14 protein-coding genes are annotated in these 15207 nt (G+C 55.2%); 6 read left to right on the top strand and 8 right to left on the bottom strand.

All coding sequences use genetic code 11. The annotated features are described in order from the left end of the window. Positions 1-18 precede the first annotated feature (18 nt). From K7H09_RS06360 to K7H09_RS06340, 5 genes are all read right to left on the bottom strand, one after another. A complete protein-coding gene (locus K7H09_RS06360; protein WP_138800422.1) occupies positions 19-1020 on the bottom strand; it encodes an ABC transporter ATP-binding protein in 1002 nt (333 codons plus the stop codon). Continuing rightward, positions 1017-2066, bottom strand: coding sequence for an ABC transporter ATP-binding protein (locus tag K7H09_RS06355; protein WP_138800423.1), 1050 nt, complete (start codon positions 2064-2066; stop codon positions 1017-1019). Before K7H09_RS06355 ends, K7H09_RS06360 begins: the two co-directional genes overlap by 4 nt. Continuing rightward, positions 2059-2970, bottom strand: coding sequence for an ABC transporter permease (locus K7H09_RS06350; protein ID WP_138800424.1), 912 nt, complete (start codon positions 2968-2970; stop codon positions 2059-2061). Before K7H09_RS06350 ends, K7H09_RS06355 begins: the two co-directional genes overlap by 8 nt. A gap of 11 nt (positions 2971-2981) precedes the next feature. Continuing rightward, positions 2982-3899: an ABC transporter permease gene (locus K7H09_RS06345; RefSeq protein WP_009288365.1), complete on the bottom strand. Its 918-nt coding sequence runs from the start codon at positions 3897-3899 to the stop codon at positions 2982-2984. Positions 3900-3982: 83 nt separating this feature from the next. Then, positions 3983-5500 carry an ABC transporter substrate-binding protein gene (locus tag K7H09_RS06340; protein WP_138800425.1) on the bottom strand — a complete coding sequence of 506 codons (1518 nt, stop codon included), beginning with the start codon at positions 5498-5500 and terminating at the stop codon, positions 3983-3985. A 183-nt stretch (positions 5501-5683) separates the two neighbouring features. On the opposite strand from K7H09_RS06340, the gene K7H09_RS06335 reads away from it, so the two are divergent. Beyond that, entirely contained in the window at positions 5684-6634 is a 951-nt protein-coding gene (locus tag K7H09_RS06335) for a LysR family transcriptional regulator (protein WP_138800426.1), read from the top strand. 102 nt (positions 6635-6736) lie between these two features. On the opposite strand, the gene K7H09_RS06330 is transcribed toward K7H09_RS06335, so the two are convergent. Both K7H09_RS06330 and K7H09_RS06325 read right to left on the bottom strand, forming a co-directional pair. Continuing rightward, complete coding sequence (locus K7H09_RS06330) at positions 6737-7606, bottom strand: alpha/beta fold hydrolase (protein ID WP_138800427.1); 870 nt, start codon at positions 7604-7606, stop codon at positions 6737-6739. Further along, positions 7599-8717: a helix-turn-helix transcriptional regulator gene (locus K7H09_RS06325; protein WP_230804170.1), complete on the bottom strand. Its 1119-nt coding sequence runs from the start codon at positions 8715-8717 to the stop codon at positions 7599-7601. Before K7H09_RS06325 ends, K7H09_RS06330 begins: the two co-directional genes overlap by 8 nt. A 353-nt stretch (positions 8718-9070) precedes the next feature. Between K7H09_RS06325 and K7H09_RS06320 the strand changes: the two genes are divergently transcribed. From K7H09_RS06320 to K7H09_RS06300, 5 genes are all read left to right on the top strand, one after another. Continuing rightward, entirely contained in the window at positions 9071-10147 is a 1077-nt protein-coding gene (locus K7H09_RS06320; protein ID WP_138800429.1) for a transferrin-binding protein-like solute binding protein, read from the top strand. Between the two features lie 101 nt (positions 10148-10248). Beyond that, the gene (locus K7H09_RS06315) at positions 10249-11571 is read left to right on the top strand and encodes a porin family protein (protein ID WP_230804169.1); all 1323 of its coding nucleotides are present in this window, start codon (positions 10249-10251) and stop codon (positions 11569-11571) included. Positions 11572-11698: 127 nt separating this feature from the next. Beyond that, positions 11699-12472, top strand: coding sequence for a pseudouridine synthase (locus K7H09_RS06310; protein WP_230804167.1), 774 nt, complete (start codon positions 11699-11701; stop codon positions 12470-12472). An 11-nt stretch (positions 12473-12483) separates the two neighbouring features. Next, positions 12484-13359 (top strand): tRNA cyclic N6-threonylcarbamoyladenosine(37) synthase TcdA, encoded by an 876-nt coding sequence (gene tcdA, locus K7H09_RS06305; protein ID WP_230804165.1) that lies wholly within the window; start codon positions 12484-12486, stop codon positions 13357-13359. Beyond that, positions 13356-13574: a DUF1653 domain-containing protein gene (locus K7H09_RS06300; RefSeq protein ID WP_230804163.1), complete on the top strand. Its 219-nt coding sequence runs from the start codon at positions 13356-13358 to the stop codon at positions 13572-13574. Before tcdA ends, K7H09_RS06300 begins: the two co-directional genes overlap by 4 nt. 7 nt (positions 13575-13581) lie before the next feature. Here K7H09_RS06300 and K7H09_RS06295 read toward each other — a convergent pair whose 3' ends face one another. Beyond that, entirely contained in the window at positions 13582-15207 is a 1626-nt protein-coding gene (locus K7H09_RS06295) for a ShlB/FhaC/HecB family hemolysin secretion/activation protein (protein WP_230804161.1), read from the bottom strand.

Raw genomic sequence — 15207 nt, 5'->3', positions numbered from 1 at the left:
GGTATTAGTTAACCGTATTTAGGCAAAGTGACAGGCGACACTCGACTGGTTGCCTTGAGCAGTACTCTGAGCAATAGCGCTCAGTGCGGGCGCTTGCTGGGCACACTCTGGCTGAGCCATCGGACATCGAGGGTGGAAGGCGCAGCCTGAAGGTGGCTGAGTGGGGTCGGGCTGGCCTGCCCCCAGGCCTATGTCGGGCACGCCTAGACCTGGCTCCGGGGTCAACGCGGAAGCGAGTAGCGCTTGGGTATATGGGTGGCGTGGTGAGGTGAAGATTTGCTCACGGGTACCCTCTTCGACAATCTGGCCTAGATACATGACCGCGAGCCGGTCCGCGAGATGTTCGACCACGGCGAGGTCGTGGCTAATAAACAGGTAGGTAAGGCCAAACTCATCTTTAAGGTCGAGCAGTAGATTGAGGATCTGCGCCTGGATCGATACATCCAGCGCGGAAGTGGGTTCGTCACAAATCACCAGATCAGGGCGCATAATCAGCGCTCTGGCAATTGCCACCCGCTGGCGCTGCCCCCCTGACATTTGCCCGGGGTATTGCTGGGCGGCGCGTTTGGGTAGGCCGACCAGGTCAAGCATCTGATCGACCTTCGCTGCCTGTTCACGGGGCGTGCCTAGCGCGTGAATACGTAGCGGTAGACCAACGATCTGAGCAATCCGCTGGCGTGGGTTAAGCGACGAATAAGGGTCTTGGAAGATCGGCTGTATATGCCGGGCCAGTGCCTTTTGGTTAGCGTTAACAATCGCTTTGCCATTGATCAGCACATCGCCCGAACTAGGGGGTGTCAGCCCCAGCAGCATCTTGGCCAAGGTGCTCTTGCCACAGCCTGATTCGCCCACCAGCCCCATCACCTGGCCGCGCGGAACGCGTAGCGATACCTCATTGACTGCTTTTAAGGTTTGAGGCTTATGTAGCATGCCACCGCCCAGTTTGAACGTTTTAGACAGCGCGCAGAGTTCAAGGGCAAGAGGATCCATACTGTCTGCAGGAGAGGTGGTGCTTGTCATGACGTTACCTCCTGATCGTTTAGTGGCGCTGGGCTGGCTAGCTGATGGGCAAAGTGGCAGCGTGAAAAGTGCTCGCCTGCCACAGCCTGTAAGGGGGGCGTGGTTCGGCACCGCTCATCCGCTTGATCGCAGCGATTGCAAAAGGCGCAGCCCTCGATTTTGCCTACCAAGCTGGGCACTACGCCTGGGATCGCCTGCAAACGACTGCCTGGCAGTGTCTTGCCGGGCGTCGGTATGCAGCGCAACAAACCTTGGGTATAGGGATGGCTGGGGGCTTTAAAGAGCGCCTGTGCAGAGGCGGTTTCAATCACTTCGCCGGCATACATCACGGCGACCCGGTCGGCGATACGCGCAACGACACCCAAGTCGTGGGTGATGAAAATGATCGCCGTGCCAAACTCCTGCTGTAAGTCGCGTAGCAGGTGCAGGATTTGCGCCTGAATCGTCACATCTAATGCAGTGGTGGGTTCATCGGCGATGATCAAATCGGGCTCACACATTAGTGCCATGGCGATCATCACCCGCTGGCGCAACCCGCCTGAAAGCTGGTGGGGATATTGGCGCATGCGCTCTTCTGCAGCGCTAATGCCGACTCGTTTAAGCAAATAGAGGGCGCGGTCATGGGCCGCTTTACGTGACACCCGCTGATGACGAAGCAGGGCTTCGCAGAGCTGATTGCCCAAGGTATAGGCGGGGTTGAGGGCGGTCATGGGTTCCTGAAAAATCATCGCCATGCGTGCGCCACGTAAATTGCTGCGTTCGCGCTCAGAAACCGTGAGCAGATTGACACCGTCAAAGTTGAGGCAATCGGCGTTTATCTGCGCCTTGCCCGGTAGCAGGCCCATTAATGCCAGTGAGGTCATGGATTTACCACAGCCTGACTCACCTACAAGACAGAGCATTTCTCCACGCTCAACGTGAAAGTCGATACCCCGTACCGCGTGAAGGGTGCCCTTTGCCACGGGCAAGTCGACGCGCAGCTGTTTAACCGTCAGTAGAGGCGAGCTTGTTGCCGCGGAATGCTCAGCGGTTGATAGATTACTCATTGCGGCCTCCCGGTGCGCTGAGATCGCGCAGTCCATCACCCAGCAAGTTAATCGCCAGCACTAGCATAAACAGCGCACCGCCGGGGATCGTAATCACCCAGGGCTGAAAGAACATATAGGTTTTGCCTTCGGCGATCATTAGCCCCCAGGAGGGCGAGGGTGGCTGCACACCCATGCCTAGAAATGACAGCGTTGCTTCGAGCAAAATGGCGTTGGCGACCTCAAGGGTGGCGACGACAATCAACGCGCCTGCAATGTTAGGAAGCACTTCGCGTAGCAGAATGTAGGGCAGAGGGCAGCCCAACGCCTGGGCGGCTTGCACATACTCGGCATCGCGCAGTTGCTGGGTGGCCGAGCGGGCGACGACCGCGAAACGATCCCATAGCAGCAGGCCTAGCAGTAGCGTAACGGTTAGCATTGATCCGCCGATCAGCGAGGCCATGGCCAGCGCCACTAACACCACGGGCATGGCCAGGCGGGTGGTCAGCAGGTAACTCACCACCGCATCAACGCGACCACCAAAGTAGCCCGCCAAGACCCCCAGAGTGGTACCAATCAGGCCGGAAATCAGCGCGACCACCAACCCAATAAACAGCGAAATTCGCGCGCCAAAGATAAGGCGGCTCAGGTAGTCGCGGCCAAGGCGGTCGGTACCTAAGGGGTGCGTCCAGCTACCGGTGTCGTGCCAAAAAGGCGACACCATGCGATTAGCGGTGTCCTGTAAGTAGGGATCATGGGGAGCCAGCCACGGTGCTAGAAGCGCCACAATCCCCAACGAGGCAATGATTAAGAGGCCGATGGCCAAGCTGCGATTATTGAGCGTGCTGCGCCATAGACGCGTCTGCCAAGCAGGAGTTAATTGGCTTTGTAGCGCGGTAGCCGATGGGGTAAGAGAGTCTGTCATGGTGTTCTCCGTTAGCGCGCGCGCAGGCGTGGGTCGAGGGCTGCGTTGAGAATGTCGGCCAGCAGCGTCAACACGATATAGAACAGCGCAATGATCAGTACGATGGCCTGAACGACCGGATAGTCATTGCGTGAAATAGCGTTCCACGCCAACTGCCCCAGCCCGCGTAGTGAAAACACGGTTTCGATAACCACTGACCCGCCGAGCATAAACCCGAGCTCCACGGCGGCCAGAGCGACCACCGGGATCACCGCATTGCGCAAGGCGTGTTTGAAGATCACCGTGCCGGTGCGCAGACCCTTGGCCCGGGCGGTGCGAATGTAGTCTGCCTCCAGTACTTCCAGCATGCCGCTGCGGGTCAGGCGCATCATGGCGGGGGTGGCGTAATAGCCCAGTGCAACGGCCGGTAGCACAAAGCCTTGCCAGCTATCGCTACCTGCGGCTGGAAACCACTGCAGCTTGACGGCAAACACGATGATCAGCGTTAAGCCAAACCAGAAGTTGGGCATTGCCTGGCCGGTGACCGCAATCGCCATGGCCATACGGTCTATCCAGCTGCCACGTTTGAGCGCGGCGACCACACCGAGGGGAATAGACACGCCCAGCGCAATCGCCAAGGCCAATATTCCTAGGGTCATCGTCACCGGTAGTCGCTCAACGACTAGATCCATTACCTCGCTTTGGTAGTAATATGAACGCCCAAAGTCGAGCTGCACGGCTCCCCACAGCCAAGTGGTAAATTGCTGAATCACCGGGCGGTCCAGGCCGTAATCAACGCGGATTTGTTCTACCTGCTCGGCGGTGGCCTCGGGGCCACCAATGGAGAGCGCCAAGTCACCCGAGAGCTGCAGCAGACTAAAGCAGAGAACCGAAATAGTCAGAGCGACGCTAAGCGCTATTAGCGTGCGCTTGAAAACAAATGCCCACATAAAGCATCACTCCCTCGCTGTGGAAGGCTAGCCGTGGTGATTTCCACGGCTGCCGTTAACTCGATCAGATGCCATCGGTAACGTTATTTCCAGCTCGCCTCGTAGAAGCGGGGGAGTTCATCAGGGTAGGCAGTGAAGTCGAGATCAGCGGTGTGGGCGTAGTAGGTGGAGTAGGAAAACAACGGTGCCCAGTACGCTTGCTCGGAAATGCGGGCGAACGCTTTTTGGTAGTGCTCTAAGCGTACATCAGGATCTACCGAGGTATCGGCGACTTGTAACCACTCCTGCACCTGAGTGTCCTGCCAGAGATCGTCAATGCCGCCTGTGAAGTAGACGCTGACGAACGCCGAGACATCGTTAATAGAGAAGGAGCCCCAGGCTTTGAACGACATATCGGTTTGACCGTTGCGCTGAAGCTCCAGCAACGCGGGGGAGGTCATAAAGCGCAGGTTGGCATTGATGCCCACTGCACGCAGGTCGCCAATCATCGCTTCGGCGTAGTCACGTTCACGGTAGGCGTGAAGGTCAATGTCGAAGCCATCGGCGTAACCGGCCTCGGCGAGTAGTTCGCGGGCTTTGTCAGGGTCGTACTCATACTCGATGACGTTCTGCGTTTCACAGCCGAACTGGGTGGGAAAGCAGGGGGCATACAGAGGCTGGCTGCCGCCACGCACCAAATCGTTAGCCAGGCCTTCTCTGTTCATCGCATGATTGATGGCTTGGCGTACGCGAAGGTCATTTAGCGGTGAATCTTCCCGTGTTGCGGCATCCAGCCCGATATAACCCACCCGCATGGTTTCGCCGCCAAGCACGCTAAGCTGAGGCATACCGCTTAACGACTCAGCTTGATCAGCAGGTACACGCCAGATCCAATCGACTTGCCCTGACATTAATTGCGCCATACGTGAGTCCGCATCGGCAATGGCCTTGAACTCGATATTGGCGATCTCCGGCTGACCAATGGGACTGTCGGCAAAGTAGTCATCAAAGCGAGTTAGGCTAACGCCATCCCCGGGGCGGACGTTGGTAATCCGGTAAGGGCCGGTACCTACGGGTTCACGACTGAAGCCTTCAATACCCACTTCCTGAAAATACTCATCGGGGTAAATTGGCATTGGGCCGGAAAGGTACTCAAGGGCTGCGGGGAAAGGCTCTTTGAGGTGGATGCGCACCTGATAGTCATCCAGTTTCTCAACGCTTTCAATCCAATCAACATTTTGGCGTGTCACCACGCGGGATTCGGGGGACACTGCATAGTTGAAAGTGAATGCCACATCGTCAGCGTTGAAGGCTTCGCCGTTGTGAAAGGTCACGCCTTCGCGCAGCACAAGATCCAGGGTTTTATCATCGGCCCATTCCCATTCGGTGGCCAAGCGCGGCTCGTACTCGTTGGTTTGCGGGTTGCGGTAAATCAGCGTGTCCCAGGCCAAATGGGCGAGAATAACCCCTTCACGCAGGTTGTTATGGTAGGGGCTAACGTTTTCAGGTTCGCTGTCAGAGGCATAGACCAGCGTATCGTTGGCCTTGCCAGCTAATGCGGGTGTCGCGATGCTGAGTAAAGCAAGTGACGTAACGCAATAAAGAGTTCTCGATGTTTGCATGCCATACCTCGTTTTTTAATAAGGGAAGGTTATGAGCGTTTGGCGTACTGGCGAGGCTTGTTGTTTTTTAGATGAGCCGCCGCCTTGAATTAAAACTAATCTATTGCTTAGGAGTGCCACAAGTGCAATGTTTAGAACTTATCATTGCCGTTTTGGCAATGTTTATGGTGAGGGGGAGCCACTATGAATCCACGCGTGTTACAAGAAACGGCGTTACGTTACTTTCTCGAGGTGGTTCGCTGTGGCTCTATTAGTGAAGCCTCAGGGAAGCTAAATGTGGCGCCCTCCGCCATTAGCCGTCAGATTGCCCGGCTGGAAAGCGAGCTGGATACGCTGCTGTTTGAGCGTCGTGCGCGCGGTATGGTGCCCAGCGCGGCAGGAGAGTTGCTGGCGATGCATGCCCGCCATATGCAGCTTGAGGCAGACCGTATTGGCAGTGAAATCCTGGCGCTGCGGGGGTTGCAGCGGGGCAAGGTGCGTCTCGCCAGTTCAGAAGGGTTTGCGGTCGATTTTTTACCCGCGGCAATTGCGGCTTTTCGCAAGCGTTACAGCGGTATTCATTTCCACCTAATGGTGGGGCCACCCGCCCAGGCGACCCGGCATGTGAGGGAAGGCGATGCGGATATCGGCATTACCTTTAGCCTCAAACCCGAAGCAGATATTACCGTTGCCCTTAGGCAGCCCGCGCCGATTATGGCGCTGGTTTCTCCGCACCATGAGCTTGCCGTTAAAAAACATATTTCGCTGGCGCAGCTTCAGCACTATCCGCTGGCGTTACCCTCGCCAGACACGACCCTGCGCCAGCTGTTTGATATCTGCTGTAGCCGTCAAAACCTGGCGTTTGAATCAATTTTTAGCAGCGATTACACCGAGGCTTTAATCAATTTTGCCATGCTTGGCGGAGGGGTAGCGCTTGCTGGCGAAATATCCGTTCGTTATCGCATCCATCAACAGCGTGTGGTCGCCATTCCTATTCGTGACCAAGGCATGGATTTGCGCTTTATTGAAGTCCAGACTCTTGCCAAGCGCACATTACCGACGGCGACGCAGGCATTTTTAGCATTTCTAAAAGAGCATATACCGCCTGGGCAACTGCCGCTTTTGCCTCACCCGCCAGGGTCAACTGTCGATTGAAACAACTCAAGCGAGACCACTGATAACCGCCGCTTAATAACCGTCACATCTTAGCTCTCATCGCTACTGCCGAAGCCTGCGCGATTAAAGGGGACGGCTTCCCTAATATTGAATTCTTAGCCCACAGGCTTTAATCAATGTGTCGTAATGCCCTGATTTAGATAGAGTCGTTAGAGTAGATCCAGGAATGGATGACGCGAGGGCTTGGCCGTGTTCAAGATGCACTAAGTTATCTTGCTCACCGTGAAATATCTCTACTGAGATCGCCATGTTCTCGAGATTGAATGGCCAATCCTTTACCATCAACTGTGTGTCTCTAACAATACTTTCAGCCGCTATCATGTCGCCTTGTTGTGTAGCTGCTGCCAGGTTGTCTTGAAATGCTGTATAGACTCGCGAGATTTGTAGGGATTGTTGTTCCATGTCGCTTAGGGAGTCCATTAAAGCGTCAGTCAGTAGGTTGCTGTTGACTGTTAAGGTTGCCAATTGGGAGGCTAAATCCTTGGGAGCGGTCAGTGCTGCATGCCATACCTGGGCAGTCAACCTTCCCGCGTGCTTAAAAGGTGAGTCAAGCATTGGTACACAAGGCGTTCCCACAAGAATTACTCTTTGAATCCTGCCTTTGAGGGCCTGGGCGGTGGCCATGGCAAACACGCCACCTCCAGAAAAACCTAATAGAGAAAATGCATTAATTTGAAGATACTCTGCCACTGCCTGCACATCGTCTGCGTGGTCGCTAAAACTGTAGCTCTGCCATTGAGTGGAGTCACCATATCCTGGGCGGTCTATGGCAATTAGCCGTACGCTTCCAGTTCTATTGCTGGTAGTTGCCATTAATACTTCTTTTTGGGAACCAGGAATGCCGTGAAAGTAAAACCAAACCGGTGCATCTGAGGGGCCTGTCTCCATGAAACTCAAAAAACGACCACTCTCCCTGGGAATGCGGTGAACTTTCATCTCATGACTACTCATAATTAACTAATCCACCGCTAAGCAGTAATTTTCTCATTAAGTCAGGCTGACGGGTGACTTCAGTTTTTTGCATGATTGATTTTAATTGCGAGCGAGTAGTGTGTGTCGTTACATGCAGGCAAGCACTAGCCTCAGTGACGTCAAGACCTCGAACTAATAAATCGACCAGACGCGCTTCTGCTGCCGTCAGTGAGTAGAGGTTTTTTAGGCGTGCATGATCCAGAGGGACAGCCATATGAGGGTCAAGTAAAAAGACGATAATGTTGGCGTTGTGGCCCACCTTCCAGGAGGAAGGAAGAGCTGCCATGCGGCTACCAAAAAGTATCAGTGAAGCACCAGAGGCACTTAGCTGCACACTCTCGCATTGGCTTTCTCCTTTTTTTAACTTACGTGATGCTTGCATAAGTGCCGCACCGGCTGTGCTCTCATCAATGGTTAATTGGCCATTACGCTGCCGTAGCCCAAAACAGTGGGCGGTAAGCGCATCTTCAGCAGCTCGATTGTGCCATTGACAGCGAAGCTCTGAGTCGAGCATCCAGACCCCAAAGGAAAGAGCATTAAAGGCATTGTGCGCTTGTGTTAATGCGACCTGGACTTGGTTGGTAAGCCGCGTTAACTGAACCACACGGCGAAAATGCCCGCTCAAATCTTCTAGCTGTGCCTTCTCCTGCTGGGTAAACATACCCCGGCTACGCGGTCGGTGTATGCCAATATGCATAGCAGACGATTCATCGCGTTCAAATTGGGTGCCCATGGCATAAAAATTGCCATTAGGGCGAAAAAATAATTGATAGTGATCGCAATACTCAAACGCCCGGTCAGAAATAATCTCGCTACTGGTATGTACTTTACCTAAAGGGCCGTTAGCTAACGATGCGCGGAAAGGGTCAAAAATGACAGCCTCATGATCATAATCAAGGCCTTGGTCTAGGCCTGTGGCAAAGGATTGGTGGACGACGGGGTTTTCGCGATCAGTGATACGCAGTGTTGCCGAAGGAGAGTCAAAGTGAACGGCAATCTGTTGCAGAAAAGGAACCCAGCCGTCGGGACAAGTGACGTTGTCATATAGCGCATGCAGAAGTGTAGATGTGGTCTTTTCTTTGTTGTACACGACCTCAGCCCCTATGTAGTGAGTGTCGGTATAAGCTATTAAGACAAAATATACCTCACTTTAAAAGCTTATCCCAGGCCTCAATTGGAGCCCTGATAAATGCGTATATCCCCCATCTAAGTAATAGAGGTTAATCATTAATCATTTTTTAAATTCTTCACCCATATGAGTGATTTTTAAATAGATGAGGCGTGCTTTACTTCAGTTTGCCTAGGCTCGACGTGAAATGATTACACTCCGTAAGAAGATTCTAAGGTAATGGTTTTCAAATTAAGCAATGGCTGAAGTAAGAGGCTTCTTAAGTCATTGCGACGAGTCTAAAAGCAAAATAGCAATCATAAGGGGACACCAATATGCAACGTATTGATAAGAACGGCTCGGTGCTAAAACTTTCTCTACTGGCCCTGGCCATTGTTGCCATGACCGGTTGCTCCAGCAACGACAGCTCTAGCCAACCCTTAAATCCGGGCGAGGGCACAGGCGGCGGTGGCGGCGGGACTGATGGTGGTGGTTCGGGCTCTGATGGTGGCGGTACAGACGGCGGTGGCTCGGATGGCGGGGATGCAGGCCAAGGTGATGGTGGTCAGGACTTCACCTACAAGACCATCAATCCCGTTGAAGCTATACCTGTTGGGGAAGAGTTCCACCTAGACAGCGTTAGCATAAACGCAACCCCTTCTAGCAGTGGTATCGCTATCAACCAGCAGCCTGTGCTGGATCACGCAGCAATGATCGAAGTCCTGCCTAATGATTCAGATGGTCGGTCAAGAGTCCGTTTGAACGCGCCAATCGCCGGCATCGAAGATAGAGATTTTACTGAAGGTGACCTACCTTATGACTTTTTTAACGGTGAAGATAATGACGTTAAGCTGCGATCTATGGAGGATAATTCGCAGCAGTTCCTTGATGGCTCACTAAACTACGCGGTTTTCGGCGAATGGTTGATTCGTAACAGCGGTGGTGACTCTGACGGTAGTTTCTTTGCTAGTGGGTATGACACTCACTCTATGGATATGCCCACGACAGGTTCGGCCGAGTACAGCGGGGCAACGAGTGGTACTGTTATTATCGATAATGGTTTGGCCCGAGATTTGGTTGGTCAGGCGAATCTGAGTGTGAACTTCGCAGATAAAACTTTGAACGGCAGTTTGACCAATATGAATGCTATAGAGCGTGATACTGACACTGCTGACCTGCCCTGGAATGATATCAATCTCGCCGGGGGGCTTGATGATAGCGGCAACCGTTTTGCGGGCATAACCGAAGTGATATCGTCACCCGGCAATGCAGCGAGTTTGAGCACTGATTCGGAAGGTGAGCTGCGTGGCCGTTTTTACGGTCCAGAGGCCGCCGAAGCAGCTGGCGTTTGGTCAGTGAAAGACCCTAACGGAAGCGCTGCATACGGATCCTTTGGCGTTAAGAAAAACTAAGCAGAAACGCTAGCCATACCGCCCCATCCGTTCGGATGGGGCTTTTTTATAGTTAGATAACGGCGCATTGGTCTGTTCCTCATCCGAATAAGGACTTAGTTATGTCTGTTTGCCGCTTTATGACCACCGTTATGGTTTGCTGGTGCTTTATTGGTTCCTCTTCTGCCGATTCTACCGGACGCAATAACGACACCAATCGCGAAATCCCAGCCGCTGCCGTGGCGGCCACACGCCTTATGGGGCAGGGCGAAAATGCGCAGGCCAAGGCCATTTTGCTCGAAGCGCGCGAGCGCTTTGCCAACAACAACGATATCGCCTTTCTGCTTGGCATGCTGGCCATGGCTGAGCAAAACTTCGAGAACGCCAGTAACTATTTTCGCGAGATTCTGATTCGCGACCCCCAGGCGGTGCGTGTTCGCCTTGAGCTTGGTCGCGCGCTTTTCGAGAGTGGCGATTACCGCGATGCGGGGCGTCAGTTCCGTTTCGCACGTAGCGGGAATCTACCAGCCGAGGTCAATATAAATATTGACCGCTACTTAGGCGCTATTCGCCAGCGCCAAACATTCACCTGGGATGTCTCCGTGGCCATGGCACCGGATACCAATATCAATGCCGCCCCGAGTATCGAGGAAATCAGCATCTTCGGCCTGCCGTTTGAGCTCTCCGAAAATGCCAAGCGCCAGACGGGCATTGGTTTGCTGCTGAACACGAGTGCAGAATGGACACCGCATATTGCCGACAATACTCGCTTGCGGCTTGGCGGTAATCTGTATCGCACCGACTATCGCGGTGGCGACTTTGACGACACGCTTGCCAATGTGCATATCGGGCCTAAATTTCAGCTCGGCGATCTTGAACTTAGCACGCTGCTGACCGGTTTCCACCGCTGGTATGGTAACGAGCCCTACAACCACGGTGCGGGCGTTCGCCAGGAATTGACCTACTACCCATCTTCTCGCACACGCTTGAATACGTCTCTAGAGCACCAGTGGGTGCGTCACGATGAAACTAGTAGTCTAGACGGCACCCGTACCAGTTGGCTGGGCAGTGGGCAATTCGCGCTGACACCCTCAAGCGGCGTCATCGGGCTGCTAGGGGTGTCCAGGGAATCGACCGAACTCGATATGCTCAGCAATACTGTTTACCGAGGTGGCGTAGGATACTACCGGGAGTTGTTCGGTGGCCTAACGGCACTGGTTCAGCCGGAGTATCTCCACGCTCGCTATGATGACGTGACACCGGCCTTTGGTGTAGAGCGACGCGACGATCTATGGCGCACCAGGTTGCGGCTGACCAATCGCCGCTGGATATTTAACGGTTTTTCACCCGAACTTACTTTGATTCGCTCATCCCGGCGCAGCAACATCGACTTGTATAGTTATGATCGCAATCAGGTGCAACTGGGGGTGTCGAAGTTATATTGATCGCCCGTTTTCCCCAATGGCTCATCTAATACCGCCAACTACTGATGACATCCAGCTTCCCAGCCGCGACAATGGCGCCCTGTTTAGATTGTTAGCTACTATTCATTAGCCACTATCGGGGAGCGTTATGACGCCACTCAACATCCTCTACCAGGATGAGCATTTGGTGGCGGTGCATAAGCCGTCAGGGCTTTTGGTGCATCGCTCGGCGTTGGCGCGTGGTGAAACCGAATTTCTGCTTCAGCGCTTACGCGACCAGCTTGGCAAGCGGGTATATCCCGTTCACCGGCTGGATCGGCCAACCTCGGGAGTAATGATATTTGCTCTCTCGTCGGCAGTGGCTGGCCTGCTCAGCGATGCGTTTAGCGAGCGCCAGGTGGAAAAGCGCTACCTGGCAGTGGTGCGCGGTAAAGCGCCGGAAAGTGAACGATTGGATTACCCACTGCGGGAAGAAGACGGTACGCGACCTAAAGCGGAAATGCCCGCCATGCCCGCGATGACCGATATTCGCCGCCTGGATAGCGTCGAGCTGCCCGTGCAGGTCGACCGCTACCCGGTGGCGCGTTATTCGCTGGTCGAAGCGCGCCCACTGACCGGACGGCGCCATCAAATTCGTCGCCATCTTTCACGGCGGGGTTATCCGATTATTGGCGATGCCAAGCACGGTAAAAGTGTCCACAACCGCTTTTTCGCCGAACAGCTGGGGGCGCCACGATTATTGCTGGCGGCCACCTATTTGGCCTTTAACCATCCGCTGCTCGACAAGCGGGTACAATTAAGCTGTGCCTTGGATGACACCATGGTCGCGCTGTTTAATCACCTTGGCTGGGCGGGGCATCTACCGCTGGATAGTCTGCGCACGCCACCCCACGCCAAGCCTTCAGCCCTTCAAGTGCTATGAGTGAGTCTGCAATGTCCTCAACTGTGTCATCGAACGAGCCACCTCCTGTCGCTGCAGGCTCAGCTTCTACAGACCATGACTTACGCTTTGGTGGGATTCGCCGCCTCTACGGTCAACGTGCCTTTGATGCATTTCGCCACGCTCACGTGGTAGTGGTGGGTGTCGGCGGGGTAGGCAGTTGGACGGTAGAGGCGCTGGCACGCTCGGGCATTGGCAAGCTGACGTTGATCGACCTGGACGACGTCTGCGTTTCCAACGTTAACCGCCAGCTCCACGCCTTGGATGGCACGATTGGTCAGCCCAAGGTGGAGGTGCTGGCTGAGCGCTGCCGACGGATTGCCCCGGAAATCGAGGTTGTAGCCGACACTGCCTTTGTGACACCCACCAACCTGGCCGAGCGGATTCCCGACGATGCCGACCACGTGGTGGATGCCATCGACAGCGTGATTGCCAAGGCTGCCCTGATCGCCTGGTGCAAGCGACGCAAAATACCGATTACCGTGACCGGTGCTGCGGGCGGGCAAACCGACCCGACGCGTATTCAAGTGGCGGATCTCACCCGTACCGAGCACGACCCGCTGCTATCCAAAGTGCGCTCGCGGCTGCGTCGGGATTACGGCTTCTCCCGTAACCCTAAACGGCGCTTCTCAGTGGAGTGCGTCTACTCCGATGAGCAATTGGTGTATCCCGGCGCCGACGGTGAAGTTTGCCTGCAGAAGCCCGGCAGCGGCGACGCCACCCGGTTGGACTGCGCTTCGGGCTTTGGTGCCGCTACCTTTTTGACCGGCACTTTTGGCTTTGTGGCCGCCTCCAAAGTGCTGGAGCGCCTGGCCAAAAAAGCCAACCAGCCAGCTGTCGCAAACGCCACCCAAGAGGAGAGCTCATGACCACCCCCGTTCCCGGTATTTACCGCCACTACAAAGGCAGCCTCTACGAAGTGCTTGGCACTGCCCAACACAGCGAAAGCGAAGAGCCGCTGGTGGTGTATCGTGCCCTCTACGGCGACTACGGCCTCTGGGTGCGCCCGCTTGAGATGTTTACGGAAACCATCACCAAAGCAGGGCACACCCAACCGCGCTTTGTGCTGGAGAAGGCGTTTTAAGCCTCACTTAAAACGCGAAACGGGTAGATAACCAGAACCGCGGGTCTCTCTGCTTATCGGATGAGGCGGCGTCCCCCGTTGTTTGTGTGGCTACTGCGGTATCAATTGTCCAGTCGCCGTTTGTGTAGCGCACCCCGGCCCCACCGCCTGCCAGTGTTTCGCTGGTTTCTTCGCCAAAGCGTTGGCGTGCCCCATGGTCATAGAACACGTAGGGCGCAAGTTCAGGCGTCGCTTGGTAGCGCACTTCGGCTTGGGTGAGCCACACGCGACTACCGCTGACTTCGCCCTGGGGGTAGGCCCGAACGCCCCGGGCGCCACCGAGGCTCATCCCTTCCGAGGAATCCAGTGGTTTATCAGCCCACTGGATATCGCCCCTCGCCATCAGCGAGAACCTATGGCCAAGATTCTGCAGGCGCGAAAGGCGTACATTTGCTTTGGTATACCCCCCATCTACGCTGTCATTGGCGGGGTTACTGATTTGGCCGCTTTGCAGGCTAGCTTCCCCAAAGGTGACACCGCCCTGGCCGAGGGCATCACGATGATCAAACTGCAGCGCCAAGGGCCAGCTATGCCCGTAACGCTTCTGATAGCTAACGCCTTCAAAACGGTCGTTTAATTCGGTGTACTCCCCACCAAAAGACGCCGTCAGATTGGTCTGCTGCTGGCGTATAAGCGGATAGCTCAGGGTGATATTGCTAGTATCTGCCGTGCCGGTAAAACCGTTGAACGGCGCGCGTAAATCATACTCCGTTCGCGCATACACCGCCTCTGCGCGCCAGCCTTGGTAGCCAAGGGGCATAGAGTAGGCCAAGCGCCCCAGCCATAAATCCTCTTCCGAATAGAGAGCGGTGGCGTCTAATCGGTCACCCACTCTCAGCAGCCGGTTGGCTTGTACCCCGACCATGGCGCGCCCCTCGCCAGAGGAGCGGCTACCGTGGTTATCCGCGCCCACATAACCCTCTACGCGCCTATCCGCGGCCACATTCACATCGAAGTCACCTGTGCCGGTCTCCTCGCCCGGCCGCATCACTGGTGTGACGCTGATGCCAGGTAAGTCGCCGAGTAACAGAGCGGTGCGTTCGAGCCGGTTGCCTTGAATCACATCGCCCGTTTGTAGATCCGCCAGGTAGGGGGCGACATCGGCGGTCAGCGCGGCGTCATCACCGCTGGTGGACACTTCCCCGTAGCGACCTTCAATGATGGTCATGCGCAGGGTGCCTTGACTGAGATCCTGCCTGGGCAGAAACGCCTGAGCAAAAGGGTAGCCATTTTCCCGATAAAAGCGGCTGAGCCGGTTGCTCATCGCTTGTAAGCCCGCCATGTCCTGCGCGGTGCCGGTCTCGTTCTGGAGCAAGTTTAATAGCGTCGCATCGTCGTACACCGTATTACCGGTGATCTCGATGCGATCAACGCGGACTTCTGTGCCACCGGCATCGCCTTCATCAAGCGGTGCCCCTTGCAGGTCTAACTCCACCGAGGAGGGGCGTGGCTGGTAGTCAGCCTCCGGCAACGTGTCTTGCAGGATCCGGCCTGCATCCGGCACGGTTTGAGCGTAGCTAGCAAGCGATAACGAACTGGCTAAACACACGGCAGCGGTGGATGCCCAGCACCTGGTCGACAGTACATAATACAT

The sequence above is a fragment of the Halomonas sp. IOP_14 genome, from assembly GCF_021021315.1.
GTDB classification, from domain to species: domain Bacteria; phylum Pseudomonadota; class Gammaproteobacteria; order Pseudomonadales; family Halomonadaceae; genus Vreelandella; species Vreelandella titanicae.
This window is presented reverse-complemented; position numbering and strand designations above follow the sequence as displayed.